The sequence below is a fragment of the Arenibacter algicola genome, from assembly GCF_000733925.1.
In the GTDB taxonomy this organism is placed as follows: Bacteria; Bacteroidota; Bacteroidia; order Flavobacteriales; family Flavobacteriaceae; genus Arenibacter; species Arenibacter algicola.
Genome location: NZ_JPOO01000003.1, coordinates 2285930 through 2300073, shown reverse-complemented (window position 1 = coordinate 2300073; position 14144 = coordinate 2285930). Strand labels below are relative to the sequence as shown.

At 40.5% G+C, this 14144-nt stretch carries 15 protein-coding genes; 7 read left to right on the top strand and 8 right to left on the bottom strand.

Features of this window, described 5'->3' with window-relative positions:
- Positions 1-41: 41 nt before the first annotated feature.
- Entirely contained in the window at positions 42-1106 is a 1065-nt protein-coding gene (locus U735_RS0120400) for a dipeptidase (protein WP_031445589.1), read from the top strand.
- A 22-nt stretch (positions 1107-1128) separates the two neighbouring features.
- Here U735_RS0120400 and U735_RS0120395 read toward each other — a convergent pair whose 3' ends face one another.
- Positions 1129-2046 carry an AraC family transcriptional regulator gene (locus U735_RS0120395; RefSeq protein WP_031445588.1) on the bottom strand — a complete coding sequence of 306 codons (918 nt, stop codon included), beginning with the start codon at positions 2044-2046 and terminating at the stop codon, positions 1129-1131.
- A 247-nt stretch (positions 2047-2293) separates the two neighbouring features.
- Between U735_RS0120395 and U735_RS0120390 the strand changes: the two genes are divergently transcribed.
- The 5 genes from U735_RS0120390 to U735_RS0120370 all read left to right on the top strand — a co-directional run bounded on the left by U735_RS0120390 (position 2294) and on the right by U735_RS0120370 (position 7980).
- Complete coding sequence (locus U735_RS0120390; protein ID WP_031445587.1) at positions 2294-3817, top strand: aldehyde dehydrogenase family protein; 1524 nt, start codon at positions 2294-2296, stop codon at positions 3815-3817.
- Positions 3818-3836: 19 nt separating this feature from the next.
- The gene (locus U735_RS0120385) at positions 3837-4211 is read left to right on the top strand and encodes a DUF779 domain-containing protein (RefSeq protein ID WP_031445586.1); all 375 of its coding nucleotides are present in this window, start codon (positions 3837-3839) and stop codon (positions 4209-4211) included.
- 143 nt (positions 4212-4354) lie between these two features.
- On the top strand, positions 4355-4996 hold the full coding sequence (locus tag U735_RS0120380) for a hypothetical protein (protein WP_031445585.1): 642 nt from the start codon (positions 4355-4357) through the stop codon (positions 4994-4996).
- A gap of 310 nt (positions 4997-5306) precedes the next feature.
- Positions 5307-6068, top strand: coding sequence for an SGNH/GDSL hydrolase family protein (locus tag U735_RS24730; RefSeq protein ID WP_034248651.1), 762 nt, complete (start codon positions 5307-5309; stop codon positions 6066-6068).
- Between the two features lie 175 nt (positions 6069-6243).
- A complete protein-coding gene (locus U735_RS0120370) occupies positions 6244-7980 on the top strand; it encodes an ABC transporter ATP-binding protein (RefSeq protein ID WP_031445583.1) in 1737 nt (578 codons plus the stop codon).
- Positions 7981-8116: 136 nt separating this feature from the next.
- Here the strand turns inward: U735_RS0120370 and U735_RS0120365 are convergent, their stop codons facing one another.
- The 7 genes from U735_RS0120365 to trmB form a co-directional block, all read right to left on the bottom strand.
- Complete coding sequence (locus U735_RS0120365) at positions 8117-8446, bottom strand: 2Fe-2S iron-sulfur cluster-binding family protein (protein ID WP_031445582.1); 330 nt, start codon at positions 8444-8446, stop codon at positions 8117-8119.
- A 70-nt stretch (positions 8447-8516) separates the two neighbouring features.
- Positions 8517-9575 (bottom strand): NAD(P)/FAD-dependent oxidoreductase, encoded by a 1059-nt coding sequence (locus U735_RS0120360; RefSeq protein WP_031445581.1) that lies wholly within the window; start codon positions 9573-9575, stop codon positions 8517-8519.
- A 72-nt stretch (positions 9576-9647) separates the two neighbouring features.
- The gene (locus U735_RS0120355) at positions 9648-9887 is read right to left on the bottom strand and encodes a NifU family protein (RefSeq protein ID WP_031445580.1); all 240 of its coding nucleotides are present in this window, start codon (positions 9885-9887) and stop codon (positions 9648-9650) included.
- A gap of 2 nt (positions 9888-9889) precedes the next feature.
- Positions 9890-11032 carry an Mrp/NBP35 family ATP-binding protein gene (locus tag U735_RS0120350; RefSeq protein ID WP_031445579.1) on the bottom strand — a complete coding sequence of 381 codons (1143 nt, stop codon included), beginning with the start codon at positions 11030-11032 and terminating at the stop codon, positions 9890-9892.
- 166 nt (positions 11033-11198) lie between these two features.
- The gene (locus U735_RS0120345) at positions 11199-11534 is read right to left on the bottom strand and encodes an MGMT family protein (protein ID WP_031445578.1); all 336 of its coding nucleotides are present in this window, start codon (positions 11532-11534) and stop codon (positions 11199-11201) included.
- Positions 11534-12163: a LysE family transporter gene (locus tag U735_RS0120340; protein WP_031445577.1), complete on the bottom strand. Its 630-nt coding sequence runs from the start codon at positions 12161-12163 to the stop codon at positions 11534-11536. Before U735_RS0120340 ends, U735_RS0120345 begins: the two co-directional genes overlap by 1 nt.
- 3 nt (positions 12164-12166) lie before the next feature.
- Positions 12167-12838 (bottom strand): tRNA (guanosine(46)-N7)-methyltransferase TrmB, encoded by a 672-nt coding sequence (gene trmB / locus U735_RS0120335; RefSeq protein ID WP_031445576.1) that lies wholly within the window; start codon positions 12836-12838, stop codon positions 12167-12169.
- 203 nt (positions 12839-13041) lie between these two features.
- On the opposite strand from trmB, the gene U735_RS0120330 reads away from it, so the two are divergent.
- On the top strand, positions 13042-14043 hold the full coding sequence (locus U735_RS0120330; RefSeq protein WP_031445575.1) for a glycoside hydrolase family 113: 1002 nt from the start codon (positions 13042-13044) through the stop codon (positions 14041-14043).
- The last annotated feature ends 101 nt before the right edge of the window (positions 14044-14144 follow it).

Genomic DNA, 14144 nt, shown 5'->3' with positions numbered 1-14144 from the left:
TAATTAACGGATTGGCCTTAAGTTGGGATAAATTTTATAATATGTTCGTATTTGATGCCCATTTGGATCTGGCCATGAATGCCATGGAATGGAACAGGGACCTAACAAGGACCGTGGCCGATATTAGGGAAAGTGAACTGGGTATGACCGATAAACCGGATAGGGCCAATAATACGGTGTCTTTTGATGCTATGCGAAAGGGAAATATTGGCCTATGTGTGGGTACCCAAATAGCTAGGTATGTAAAGAAGGAAAACCCCTTGCCCGGGTGGAGCTCTCCCTACCAGGCCTGGGCCCAGACCCAGGGGCAGTTGGCTTGGTACAGGGCCATGGAAGAAATTGGGGAAATGGTCCAAATTAGGAATACGGAAGAATTGAATGCACATTTGGAGCTATGGGAAAATGGGATGGACAAAAAGCCGATCGGCTATATCCTTAGTTTGGAAGGGGCAGATTCCATAATTACCCCAAGTCATTTGGAGCGTTCCTATGAGCAAGGCCTGAGGGCCATTGGACCGGCCCATTATGGTCCCGGCACCTACGCGCATGGTACGGATTCGGTTGGAGGCATTGGCCATAAAGGCAAGGAGCTATTAAAAGAAATAGAGCGGTTAAACCTAATTCTAGATGCTACCCATTTATGCGATCTTAGCTTTTGGGAAACCATGAAGGTATACAATGGTCCCGTTTGGGCAAGCCACAACAATTGTCGAAAATTTGTGGATCATAACAGACAGTTTTCTGATGGGCAAATATTGGAACTTATTGGCAGGGACGGTGTAATAGGTATAGCCCTGGACGCTTGGATGATGGTTCCCAATTGGGTGAGGGGTACTTCAACCCCAAAGGGAATGGATGTTTCCTTGGACCAAATGATCAACAACATAGACCATATTTGCCAGCTGGCAGGAAATTCCCTGCACGTTGGTATAGGGACCGATCTGGATGGAGGGTTTGGAAAAGAGCAATGTCCTAGTGACATAAATACGATAGCAGATCTACAGAAGATACCTGGATTACTATTAAGAAAAGGTTATTCGGAAATGGATATAGAGAATATAATGTATAAAAATTTTATTCGGTTTCTAAGAAAGGTGTGGGGGTAATCAACAGGCCGATCCGCCAATTTCAATATCTCTTTTCCCTAACCACATTGGCTTGATATTCGCTAGGGGAAACATTTTTCTTTCTCTTGAACACACGGTTAAAATACGATCTGCTTTCAAAACCGCATTCCATGAATACTTCTTTTATAGTGCGTTTTGGATCTTGTAAAAGACTGACAGCTAGTTTAATTCGTTCATTATTAATGAATTCTACAGGAGAAATGCCAAGTTCATTTTTAAAGACCCTGTAAAAATGGGACTCGCTCATATGGGCCTTTTTGCTCAATGTTTCAATACTTAAGGGCTTGTATATGTTTTCGCGAATAAAGGAGACTATAAACCCCAACCTACTGTTGCTACTGACCTCCAACGTTTGTTCCGTGTAAATTTTGCGCTCATTGCTCTGTAAAATCCGAACAATTAGTTCGCTTAGCATATTGTCTACAAAGAGATCCTTGGACGGATGGTTTTCTGTGAATAGAAAGAGCAATCGTTGTAAAATTTGATAGAGGCCAATATCATTTGTAAAATGAAAATTATAATCCATCAATGCCCATTCCTTCCCATCCAATTTGGGCATGGTTTCGTTCATTACCCTCAACATCTGTTTTATTTTATCCTCAGAAATGGCCATGGCCAAGCAACGGGTAGGGTTGGTAGCCTTTGCTTCGGGAAAATCTATACACATTATTTCTTTGGATGGCAGTATAAGAGATTCACCAGGTAAAAAGTTAAATGACTCATGGTCCCTAAGGTGCATAATTTTCTTGCCACTTAGCATACTTGCCAGGACTGGCTGATCAAATTGGAGCAATATTTGTTCCGCTTGCTGATGGGTTTCAAAAACGTGCATGGCAGCATTGTTCAACGTATAGGTCGTTTGATTCTCGACCAAAGTTTCCAATCTTCTATGGTTAAAGTAGGCGTTGGATAGCTGCATCCCAGAGATATTTAAATTGTCATTAATTATTATTCAATGAGCTTATTTTGTTAAAAATACAAAATTAATCACCTCAAATTGGGATATAAACAATTATTGATAGGATAGTTCATGTTATTGATAGAATGGGTCAGAATTTTAACGAAAACGCTTCATACATTTGAAAACAAGCCACTTACACTTACAATATGGCTCGGCCAATACGATTGGCAAAATGAAATTTAATATTAATTTAAAATATACGATCATGGGAGATGTAAAGACCACAACACAGAATAGGGTCGAAAGACCAGTATTTAAAAGTCAGTATGAAAATTTTATAGGCGGTAAATGGGTGTCGCCCATCAAAGGGGAGTATTTTGATAATATTTCACCTGTAGATGGCAATAGTTTTACCAAGATAGCCCGATCTACCGCTGAGGATATTGAACTGGCGTTGGATGCCGCATGGGCTGCAGCCCCGGAATGGAATAATTCCTCCGCAGCATCAAGAAGTAATTTATTGTTGAAGATTGCGGATATAATGGAGCAAAACCTGGAGGTTTTGGCACGGGCCGAAACCTGGGATAACGGAAAACCCATCAGGGAAACCATGGCTGCAGATTTACCTTTGGCCATAGACCATTTTCGCTATTTTGCGGGGGTTATAAGGGCAGAGGAGGGCACTGCAAGTGAATTGGATGCCAATACGGTATCTTTGAACATTCCTGAACCTTTAGGGGTTGTTGGACAAATTATTCCTTGGAACTTTCCACTTCTTATGGCAGCTTGGAAGGTAGCACCTGCACTGGCAGCCGGAAACTGCGTAGTCCTAAAGCCGGCGGAACAAACTCCGGTGGGAATCCTGGTGCTAATGGAACTTATAGAAAATGTATTGCCGGCAGGGGTACTTAATGTGGTGAACGGATTTGGTATTGAGGCAGGTAAACCATTGGCTTCCAATCCCAGAATAAACAAGATTGCATTTACTGGCGAGACAACTACCGGGCAGTTGATTATGCAGTACGCCTCCAAAAACATTATTCCGGTTACTTTGGAATTGGGGGGTAAATCGCCCAACGTGTTTTTTGAAAGCATTATGGAAGCAGATGATGAATTCTTCGACAAATGTTTGGAAGGAGCGGCAATGTTTGCCTTTAATCAGGGCGAAGTATGTACCTCCCCATCCCGTATTTTGGTACAGGAAAGTATTTACGAAAAATTTATTGAGCGAGTTGTGGCCCGTACCAACAAAATAAGGCTGGGACATCCACTGGATCCTGAAACTATGATGGGTGCACAGGCTTCCAATGATCAATATGAAAAAATCCTGAATTATATCAAAATTGGAAAGGAGGAGGGCTGTGAAGTACTAACCGGTGGTGATGCAGCCTATAATGAAGGTTTGGAAGGGGGTTATTATATTCAGCCGACTATTCTAAAAGGAAACAATAAAATGAGGGTCTTTCAGGAAGAGATCTTTGGTCCTGTTGTGTGCCTAACAACCTTTAAGGATGAGGCAGAGGCTATTGAAATTGCCAATGATACATTATATGGTCTGGGCGCTGGCGTATGGACAAGGGATACCCATCAGGCGTACAAGGTGGCCAGGGCAATTAAAGCCGGTCGCGTTTGGGTAAATAGCTATCATACCTATCCGGCACATGCTCCCTTTGGAGGATATAAGAAATCAGGAATAGGTAGGGAAACCCATAAAATGATGTTGAACCACTACAGGCAAACTAAAAATATGCTTATTTCCTACGACAAAAAAGCACTGGGATTCTTTTAAGAAATAGAGTAAAATAATTATGGTCAAAAGGGTATTGATTTCAGAAGATGCAAGGCAGGTATTGGAGGAGCTAAAGTCCCAGCATGGGGAGTTAATGTTCCATCAGAGTGGAGGTTGTTGCGATGGGTCATCGCCCATGTGCTTTCCGAAAGGGGAATTAATGCTTAACGAAACCGATGTTTATCTGGGCGATATTGCAGATTGTCCTTTTTATATGTCGAAGGATCAATTTGAATATTGGAAACATACCCAATTGACCATAGATGTAACCAAAGGCCGCGGCTCCAGTTTTTCCTTGGAAATACCGTTGGGATTGCGCTTTGTTATAAAGTCCCGTTTGTTTACTGAGAACGAACATGCCCAATTGGGTCCTGTAGATACGGTCAAAACTTAGGGAATTTCCCCCTGGATTGTTAATGCCGGTTTAAGCTTGTCCTTAAACCGGTTTTTTGTTATGCAGTGAATTTAACAGCATTTTAGTGACACATGGCAAGGTATTTGATATTTTTGCAATTGATAGGTACATTAAATGGCCATATGAGAATAGTATTTTTATTTTGCGTTCTATTTCTATTTTCGCACTTGGGTATGTCCCAAACCGATCTTCCTACCACCAATCCTCTAAAAATAGAAGGGGATAGAGGGGTTAGGGAAAATCCCAATCAGGGTACAGCTTTGAAAATGCCATCCATTATTACCTTAAAACCTACTACCAATCTTAGGGATTCCCTTACCGCCAGAAATGTCAAGATGCTTCCGGACAGGGAATTGGTACAGGCTGGCTATGGTTTAAAAATAGATCCAAAAGTTGGTGAAAAGGAAAAGGAAGGTTCTTCAACGTTTTTTGGGAACATGTATTTGGGAGATATTAAAAGCAATGGGAAATTTGTAGGTATTGTTTGCCGCGACCATGAATATGTTGATGGTGACAGGGTAAGAATATTGCTCAACGATAAGGTGGTGGAACCCAATATTTTTTTAACAGGTTCCTTTAAAGGAATTAACCTAGATTTGCAGAAGGGTTTTAATAGAATTGATTTCGAGGCACTTAATCAAGGTACCTCAGGTCCCAATACGGCCCAAGTTAATGTTTATGATGATGAAGGTAAAATGATTCATTCCAATATGTGGAATTTATCCACAGGGTCTAAAGCCACCATTATTATTATAAAGGAATAAGGCAATAAGTAAACACAAACACTGACCAATATGAAAGGATATTACTATTTGTTGATTATTAACCTACTGCTTATCCTAATCCCTTATTCCTTAAGATTGCTTAGGAATTCTAAAAGAAATAAGGATTAATTAAAAAGCACTTATACAACAAGGTTCCGGATTTTAGTCATCATCCCAAATGGTTGGTTTTTTTAATTGAGCATTTCTTTTTTGAGTTCGTCTTTAAGGGATTTAGAAGAAGATTTCATCTTTTCTAGATTAGAACAAACCTCTTAAGCCTGTCTTTCGTAAATAATGTAAAACACTTTTGATGCGGTTATCATTGTTATTTGTCATTGCTATTGTTTTCTTTGGATGTTCCCAAGAAAGGGAGTTGTCCGCTTTTGAACCTTCCACGGACAATATTTTGGATACAGAGCTGCCTTCGACCATTTCCAATGATTTGAATGGACCACATTTAAACGAATCGGGGACATATAATTATTTGGCCTTGGGCGATAGTTATACCATTGGTGCCAGCGTTACTACTGCAGAAAGCTTTCCAATACAGTTGAAGCATAGATTGGAGCAGGGTCTAAAAGTAACGGTCAATACCGAAATAATAGCCGTTACAGGATGGCGCACAGACAACTTATGGGATGCTATAAACAGGGGAACCGCATTGCCTTCCTATGATTTGGTAAGCCTTTTGATTGGGGTCAATAACCAATACCAAGGTAAACCTTTCAGAATATATAAAAAGGAGTTTCCCCAACTGTTGGAACGGGCCATTGCCCTGGCTTATGGCAATCCAAAAAATGTTGTTGTTGTTTCCATTCCAGATTATGCGTATACCCCCTTTGGAGAAGGCAGAAATACCGATAAAATTTCCAAAGAAATTGATGAATATAATGGCTTTGCGGAAGCTACTGCCCTTCAGAAGGGTGTGCCTTTTGTAAATATTACGGACATTACACGAAATGGATTGTCCAATCCCGATTTAGTGGCAGGGGATGGCCTGCATCCTTCCCGGGAGGCCTATAAGAGATTTGTAGATGTAATTTATCCGGTAGTACTTCCTGTTTTTGATTGATGATAATTTCCTTCTATTCTTATTCAAGATCAAATCTTAGGTTATTTTTACTTTTTTAATGTTAACTGTTGGCCATAATTAAGTTGGTAACAGTGATAGTTTTCATGGTTCGCCTACCAATAACTTTAATTACATTTATACCTTACAAATCCCCGCAATCAAAATATAATTCATAATGTCCAATAAAAAAGTTAGTATTCTTACCGCCTTTAAAACAATAATTTGGCCTCGACGCAATTTAGTTTTTATAGGTCTGTTCTTGATCGTCATAAGCAACGCCGCAAATTTTGTTGGCCCTATCTCCCTAAAATATTTTATGGACGATGTTATTCCGAACAAGGATATGACCATGCTCAAAATATTGGTCGGTTTGGTAATACTGTCTATTTTGGTGCGGGCCGTAACATCATTTTTGTTGACAAAAATATTGAGTGTACAGGCACAATACCTTATCTCGGAATTAAGGGCACAGGTACAAAAGAAAGTTCTTTCGCTCCCGATCCGTTTTTTTGATAATGCAAAATCTGGGGCTTTGGTCTCTCGAATAATGTCGGACGTGGAAGGGGTCCGTAATCTTATTGGAACAGGATTGGTACAATTGGTAGGGGGAAGTATTACGGCCATAGGCGCCTTGGTTTACATGTTGTGGATTAGTCCGTCTATGACCTTCTTTACCTTTATTCCATTGGCCATTTTTGCCTTTATAGCCTTAAAAGCCTTTAAGATTATAAGACCAATATTTAGAAATAGGGGTAAAATAAACGCCGAGGTTACAGGGAGGCTTACAGAAACCTTGAGCGGAATCAGGGTTATTAAAGGCTTTAATGCGGAGGAGCAGGAGACCAAGGTTTTTGAGAGCGGGGTGGAGCTGTTGTTTCAAAATGTAAAAAAGAGTCTAACGGCAACTGCTTTTATGACCAGTTCATCCACTTTTCTTATTGGAATTGCCACTACTGGAATTATGGGTATCGGTGGATATAAAATAATGTATGAAGGCTTGAGTCTAGGGGATTTTTTGTCCTTCACCTTTGTCTTGGGAATTATGATAGCGCCTATTGTGCAAATGAGCAACATAGGGAGCCAGCTTACTGAGGCACTTGCAGGTCTGGACCGTACGGAAGAACTAATGAATATGGTGCCGGAAGCCAATGAAGAGGAAAGAACGATTGTTCTTGAAAAAATAAAAGGGGATATAGCATTTAATGATGTTTCTTTCGCCTACGAGGAGGATAAGGATGTATTACACAACGTTAGTTTCGAAGTGAAATCGGGCAATGTGGTAGCTCTAGTGGGTAGCTCCGGTTCAGGAAAATCTACCATTGCCGGTTTGGCGGCAACCTTTTTAAATCCCCTTTCAGGGACCATAACCGTGGACGGTCAGGATCTTTCTAAAGTTGATTTGAGCAGCTTTCGCCGAAACTTGGGGGTTGTTTTGCAGGATGAGTTTTTGTTTGAAGGTACCATTAGGGAAAATATTATGTTCCCTAGGCCCAATGCAACTGAGGAAGAAGTATTAAAGGCTGTTAAGGCGGCTTATGTGGATGAATTCACTGATAGGTTTGAAAAAGGGTTGGATACGCTAATTGGGGAACGCGGAGTGAAGCTCTCCGGCGGACAGCGGCAACGTATCGCTATAGCTAGGGCGGTCTTGGCCAATCCAAAAATTTTGATATTGGACGAAGCTACTTCCAATCTGGATACGGAAAGTGAGGCACTGATTCAGAAAAGTTTGGCCACCCTTACCGAGGGTAGGACTACTTTTGTCATCGCCCACAGATTGAGCACCATTAGAAAAGCCAATCAAATATTGGTTATAGAAGATGGTCGTATTGCAGAAAAAGGGACTCATGATGAGCTTATTGCAAAAGAAGGAAGGTACTTTAACTTATTTACCTACCAGGCCAGGATTTAATGGCTATGGGCAGTATTAGGTTCCCAGGTTAATATTAGGATGCTAATATTTAGCACCCAAACGCCTTGCAGAAAACATTTTGGATTGTAGGATCCGAGAACCTTACATTCCCGGAGATGCGCATACATTTTAACAATTAACTCTCAGGGGCCAACTCCACTTCCAGGCCTTCCAAATCCTCTGTTATATGAATTTGGCAACCTAGGCGGCTGTTGTCCTTTACATTGAAAGCTTCGGCAAGCATGGCGTCCTCATCATCTGACATTTCGGGCAATTGGTGGTCAGATTCCACATAACATTGGCAGGAGGCACACATGGCCATACCACCACATATTCCAATGGTTCCCTCGGGAGCTAGTTCGTAGGAACGAACTATTTCCATAAGATTCATATTCATGTCTGTGGGTGCGTCTACCTCGTGTACAACCCCATCCCTGTCCTTAATTTTTATTTTAACATCGCTCATGCCAGAAATATTCTTTTTTGCTAATAGCCAGCAAATTTAAGGGATTTACTTTAGGATTTAAGGGTTTTTTTTAATCAATGGCCTTTACTACTGCCTTGGGGGCTTCTTTTTTGCTGCCATCAAAACCGGATACACCGCCTACGGTGGTATATTTCATAACATATTTTTTGTCCGGGAAAATACGCTGGTAGGCACTTTGGCACATTAGGGTTGCCTCGTGAAAACCACAAAGGATCAATTTTAGTTTTCCAGGATAGGTATTTACGTCCCCAATGGCATAAATTCCTGGAACGTTGGTCTGATAATCGAAAGTGTCCACTTTTATGGCATTCTTTTCAATTTCCAATCCCCAATCCGCAATGGGTCCCAGCTTGGGAGATAGCCCGAACAAGGGGATAAAGTGGTCTACTTCCTTGATAATTTCTTCGTCCTGATCACCGGATTTATTGATTACTACGGCTTCTAATTTCCCTGAGCCTTTTAGGCCCACCACTTCTGCAGGGGTAATAAGATTTATTTTTCCAAGATTTTTTAAGGACTGTACCTTCTCTACAGAATCCAAAGCACCTCTAAATTCATTTCTTCTATGTACCAAAGTTACTTCCGAAGCAACATCGGCCAAAAAGATACTCCAGTCCAGGGCAGAATCACCACCACCGGCAATCAATACTTTTTTATTGCGATATACTTCGGGATCTTTTATAAAATAGGAAACACCCTTGTCTTCATAATCCTTTATTCTGTCTATCAAGGGTTTTCTAGGTTCAAAACTGCCAAGGCCCCCGGCAATTGCCACGATTGGGGCATTGTGCTTGGTGCCTTTATTGGTAGTTACCAAAAAGGTTCCATCTTCCAATTTTTCAATAGTATTTGCCCGCTCTCCTAAGGTAAATCCGGGCTGGAACGCTTTTATCTGTTCCATAAGATTATTTACCAGATCTCCAGCCAAAACTTCTGGGAATCCCGGGATATCGTAAATAGGCTTTTTTGGATATATTTCGGAACACTGTCCACCTGCTTGTGGTAATGCGTCTATTAGATGGCATTTAAGCTGCAACAGGCCTGCTTCAAAAACAGCAAAAAGACCGGTTGGGCCTGCACCTATAATCAGAATATCTGTTTTAATCATGGAAAAAGGAACTTAAAATAGCTACAAAGCTAAAAAAGGAATTAGGATTGGATTATGACAAAAGTCAGCTTATTACACCACATTTATGACTTCTTGTATTTGAGGGGCATACTTTTTTATGGTCATTTCCACCCCGCTTTTTAGGGTCATTTGGTTTACCGAACAGCCTACACAGGCTCCTTCCAATTTTACCTTAACCGAATTATCATTGTCTATGGAAATTAGGGAAATATCCCCTCCATCACTTTGCAAAAAAGGACGGATTTCCTCCAAAGCCTTTTCAACGTTGTTTTTAAGTTCTATTGATGTCATAATTACTTCTTTTTAACAGCCGAACAACCTGCCATTGTAGTTATTTTAATAGCCTCTGTTGGAGGTAAACTTTTGTTTCTATCTACCACTTCCTGTACCACATTTTTTGTAAGTTCCTCAAAAGCGGTTTCAATTGCTGTTGCCGTTTGCAGTGCCGCTGGCCTTCCTACATCTCCGGCCTCCCTAATACTTTGTACCAAAGGTATCTCGCCTAAAAAAGGAACATTTAAATCCTCGGACAGGTGCTTGGCACCTTCTTTTCCAAAAATATAGTATTTGTTGTTGGGCAATTCCTCTGGTGTAAAATACGCCATATTTTCTACTATTCCCAACACGGGTACATTTATGGAATCTTGTTGGAACATGGCCACACCTTTACGGGCATCTGCCAGGGCTACTTCCTGCGGAGTACTTACTACCACGGCACCCGTTATTGGTAAGGATTGCATAATGCTTAAATGTATATCCCCTGTTCCGGGAGGAAGATCCAGCAACATAAAATCCAACTCTCCCCAATGGGCATCGAAAATCATTTGATTGAGCGCTTTGGCTGCCATTGGGCCTCTCCAGATTACTGCCTGATTGGGCTGGGTAAAAAAGCCAATGGACAGGAGTTTTACGCCATAGTTTTCTATGGGCTTCATTTTGGATTTTCCTTCAATATTTACGGCCAAAGGTTTTTCTTGGGCAACATCGAACATGATGGGCATGGAAGGACCATAAATGTCCGCGTCCAATAGTCCCACTTTAAACCCCATTTTAGCCAATGTGACGGCCAAATTTGCCGTGACCGTGGATTTCCCTACGCCTCCTTTTCCGGAAGCGACCGCAATAATATTTTTGATCCCTGGGATGGGTTTTCCTTTTATCTCATTCACCTTAGGCTTGGCAGCAGGGGCATCAACTTTTACGTTAACGGTGATCTTGGCCTTGTTGTATACCTTCTCGTGTATCACTTTCAAAATTTCAACTTCGGTTTTCTTTCGCGCCTGCAAACTAGGGTTGGAAATGGTAATATCAACAACTACCTCGTCCCCAAAAACCATAATATTTTTAACCGCGCCACTCTCCACCATATTCTGTCCTTCTCCAGGCACAGTTATGTTTTCAAGGGCTTTAAGTATGTCTTTCTTATCTATTTTCATCCTAAACCATTCTTATTCAGTTATTATTAAAACTGATTCTAAATTACAAAGATAGGGCTTAGGAGCGAGATTAGGAAGGAAGGTAATTGAAAAGTAAAATAAGGCAATAAGTAAGCTTTATATGTTGCGATTTATCCAATATTATCGGTAATTGTAATCAAGAAAATTACTTCAATTCCTGCCAGGGATCCCAAAAGAGATTTTCAAAATCCTCGATTTGATTATCCACCACTTTAATTCCCTCATTTTCCAATAGCTGCTGCATTAAATTGGTGCCTTCAAAATGATGTTTCCCTGTTAAGAGCCCTTTTCTGTTAACTACCCTATGTGCCGGGATATCTCCAATTTTATGGGAGCCGTTCATGGCCCAGCCTACCATTCTGGCACTTCTGGCGGTTCCTAGATATTTGGCGATGGCTCCATAAGAGGTAACCCGCCCAAATGGTATTTGCCTGGCCACTGCATATACTTTTTCAAAGAAGTTCTCATTTTCGGGTTTCATCAGGTATAAAAAATACGGATTAAGGTAATTACCAATAAAAGCATCATTAAGGCGCTTAATATATAATTTGAATTTTTTGAAAACCCATTGTTTTTGGTCTCCAATTTGGTGAAGTAGACCGTATAGAGATAGAGTACCGTAAAAGTACCACAACCAGCAGCGAGGATAAATGTGGCTATATCACGAAATTGGAATTGTATCCATCCTGAGGCGTTCCACATGGCGTTTAGGCCACTGTAATAAGGAATGGTCAATAAATTTAGGGCCGCCAATAATATTCCTTTAAAGAAACTATTTTTCTTGCTAACCTTTACAATTTTAGGTCGATTCAGCTTTTTTTTCTTGGCTTTTACAAAGAAGTAGATGGCAAAAAAAGCGAAGACAATTAGGGCAATTTTTAAGAGTAGGTCTATGATCTCCGGGTTTTTGAATAGAAACTTGGAAATCAGAACAGAAATATAGGCCTGGATAATGATCATGGTAGACACCCCCAAGCTAAAAATAATACCGTTGGTCTTACCCTTTTCCACACTTATCTTGGCAGCGTTCATATTCAATAGACCGGGTGGTACCGTGGCCATGAAGGCCGCAGAGAAAGTAGCAAAAAAAAGGGTAAGCAAATGCTCCATGGTTTACCTTATTCTAAATTTGATATAGGTGATTGGCTTTCCTTTATCAAGATACTGTTTTTCATAGAAAGTCTGTATTTCCAATACTTCCTTGGGGCTACCTTCGTTTTTATAGATGTCGTGATTGGCATAGAGCACTTCATGACCTTTACCGTGTAAAAGGCCCAAGGTATAGCCATGCATAAATTCGCTATCGGTTTTTAGGTTAACGGTACCATCTTGCTTAAGAATCAATTTATATTTATCCAAAAAGACCTCATTGGTAAGTCTATGTTTGGTACGTTTATATTTGATTTGGGGATCTGGAAAGGTAATCCAGATTTCAGAAACTTCATCGGGAGCAAAAAGACCGTCAATTAATTCTATTTGGGTTCTTAAAAAAGCAGCATTGGATACATTATCTTCAATAGCCGTTTTGGCACCTCTCCAAAAGCGGGCTCCCTTGATATCTATACCAATGAAGTTTTTGTTTTTGTTTTGCTTGGCCATCCCAATGGTATATTCGCCTTTTCCACAGCCCAATTCCAAAACCAAGGGATTGTTATTGCCAAAAAATTCATTCCATTGCCCCTTTAGTGAAAAAGAACCATTGGTAATTTCTTCCCTAGTGGGTTGAATTACATTCCTAAAAGTTTCATTCTCCTTGAATCGCTTCAGCTTATTCTTACTTCCCACTCGTACTATTAGTTTAAATATTTGGCAAAGCTAAGGAAATCTAAGTTTGTTTCTTAGGAAGTAGTGGTTCGTTATTCAATGTTATCCGTAATTAATGGGGAAGCATAAATTTTTAAAGTTGCAGCCAACATTTAATAAAGCTTAACCAGTTAATTTTTATAATGAATTAGAAAAGGAGTAAATTAGGGCTATAAACTATTTAAATGAAAAAATTAGGACTTCTTTTCTTATTGTTATTACAACTTGGTTGTAGTGGCCAAGCAATGGAGAAATTCAATGGTGTTAGCTTTGTTGCTTCTCGGGAAAAGGTAGCCCAAGAACACGTGGATGCCGTTAGGAATGTAAACGCCAAATGTGCAGCGGTTATGCCCTTTGGATTTATTAGGGATACAGGCTCGCCAGAAATAATATTCGACACCTCCAGACAATGGTTCGGGGAAACAAGGACCGGAGCCAGGCAATACATAGATATATTACACCAGAATGGTTTAAGAGTAATGTTGAAACCACAGATTTGGATCTCCAGGGGAGCATTTACCGGTAATTTAAAAATGGATTCAGAAGAAAAATGGAGGGCCTTGGAAGCGTCTTATGATAAATTTATACTTGCTTATGCTACTTTAGCCCAGGAAACAAATGCGGACGCATTTTGTATTGGGACCGAGTTGGAGCAATTTGTTAGTCACAGGCCGGAATACTGGACGGAACTGATCAAAAAGATCAAAAGTGTTTATAAAGGAAAACTTACCTATGCTGCCAATTGGGACGAATATGGAAGAACCCCTTTTTGGGAGGATTTGGATTTTATTGGGATAGATGCCTACTTTCCGCTGAGCGATGAGAAAACTCCCACCGTGGAACAATTGAGAAAGGGGTGGCAACCGCACAAGGAGAAAATAAAATCCTTATCCATGGCGAAAAATAAACCAATTATATTTACGGAATACGGCTATAGGAGCAATAATTATGCTGCCAAGAAACCTTGGTTGGTAGACCATAGCCAGGACGATGTAAATCTTGAGGCCCAAACCAACGCAACCAAGGCTATTTTTGAAGAATTTTGGAGCGAAGATTGGTTTGCAGGAGGATTCGTTTGGAAATGGTTTATTGATCATGAAAAGGCCGGCGGTATTAATGACAATCGATTTACCCCCCAAAATAAACCGGCACAAGAGGTAATAAAGAGTTTTTACAAGATTTATTGAAGCCCTATTCCAAATTTATCGGGTCTTTGATTAATAATTGCTTTGCTATAAGAAGCTAAAGCTAAATTCTGGGCAGAAACAGCCCAAGAATTCCCTCATTT

Coding starts and splice junctions, on each gene's coding strand:
- U735_RS0120400 (WP_031445589.1), top strand. CDS start 42: ATGTTCGTATTTGATGCCCATTTGGATCTGGCCATGAATGCCATGGAA.
- U735_RS0120395 (WP_031445588.1), bottom strand. CDS start 2,046: ATGCAGCTATCCAACGCCTACTTTAACCATAGAAGATTGGAAACTTTG.
- U735_RS0120390 (WP_031445587.1), top strand. CDS start 2,294: ATGGGAGATGTAAAGACCACAACACAGAATAGGGTCGAAAGACCAGTA.
- U735_RS0120385 (WP_031445586.1), top strand. CDS start 3,837: ATGGTCAAAAGGGTATTGATTTCAGAAGATGCAAGGCAGGTATTGGAG.
- U735_RS0120380 (WP_031445585.1), top strand. CDS start 4,355: ATGAGAATAGTATTTTTATTTTGCGTTCTATTTCTATTTTCGCACTTG.
- U735_RS24730 (WP_034248651.1), top strand. CDS start 5,307: ATGCGGTTATCATTGTTATTTGTCATTGCTATTGTTTTCTTTGGATGT.
- U735_RS0120370 (WP_031445583.1), top strand. CDS start 6,244: ATGTCCAATAAAAAAGTTAGTATTCTTACCGCCTTTAAAACAATAATT.
- U735_RS0120365 (WP_031445582.1), bottom strand. CDS start 8,446: ATGAGCGATGTTAAAATAAAAATTAAGGACAGGGATGGGGTTGTACAC.
- U735_RS0120360 (WP_031445581.1), bottom strand. CDS start 9,575: ATGATTAAAACAGATATTCTGATTATAGGTGCAGGCCCAACCGGTCTT.
- U735_RS0120355 (WP_031445580.1), bottom strand. CDS start 9,887: ATGACATCAATAGAACTTAAAAACAACGTTGAAAAGGCTTTGGAGGAA.
- U735_RS0120350 (WP_031445579.1), bottom strand. CDS start 11,032: ATGAAAATAGATAAGAAAGACATACTTAAAGCCCTTGAAAACATAACT.
- U735_RS0120345 (WP_031445578.1), bottom strand. CDS start 11,534: ATGAAACCCGAAAATGAGAACTTCTTTGAAAAAGTATATGCAGTGGCC.
- U735_RS0120340 (WP_031445577.1), bottom strand. CDS start 12,163: ATGGAGCATTTGCTTACCCTTTTTTTTGCTACTTTCTCTGCGGCCTTC.
- U735_RS0120330 (WP_031445575.1), top strand. CDS start 13,042: ATGAAAAAATTAGGACTTCTTTTCTTATTGTTATTACAACTTGGTTGT.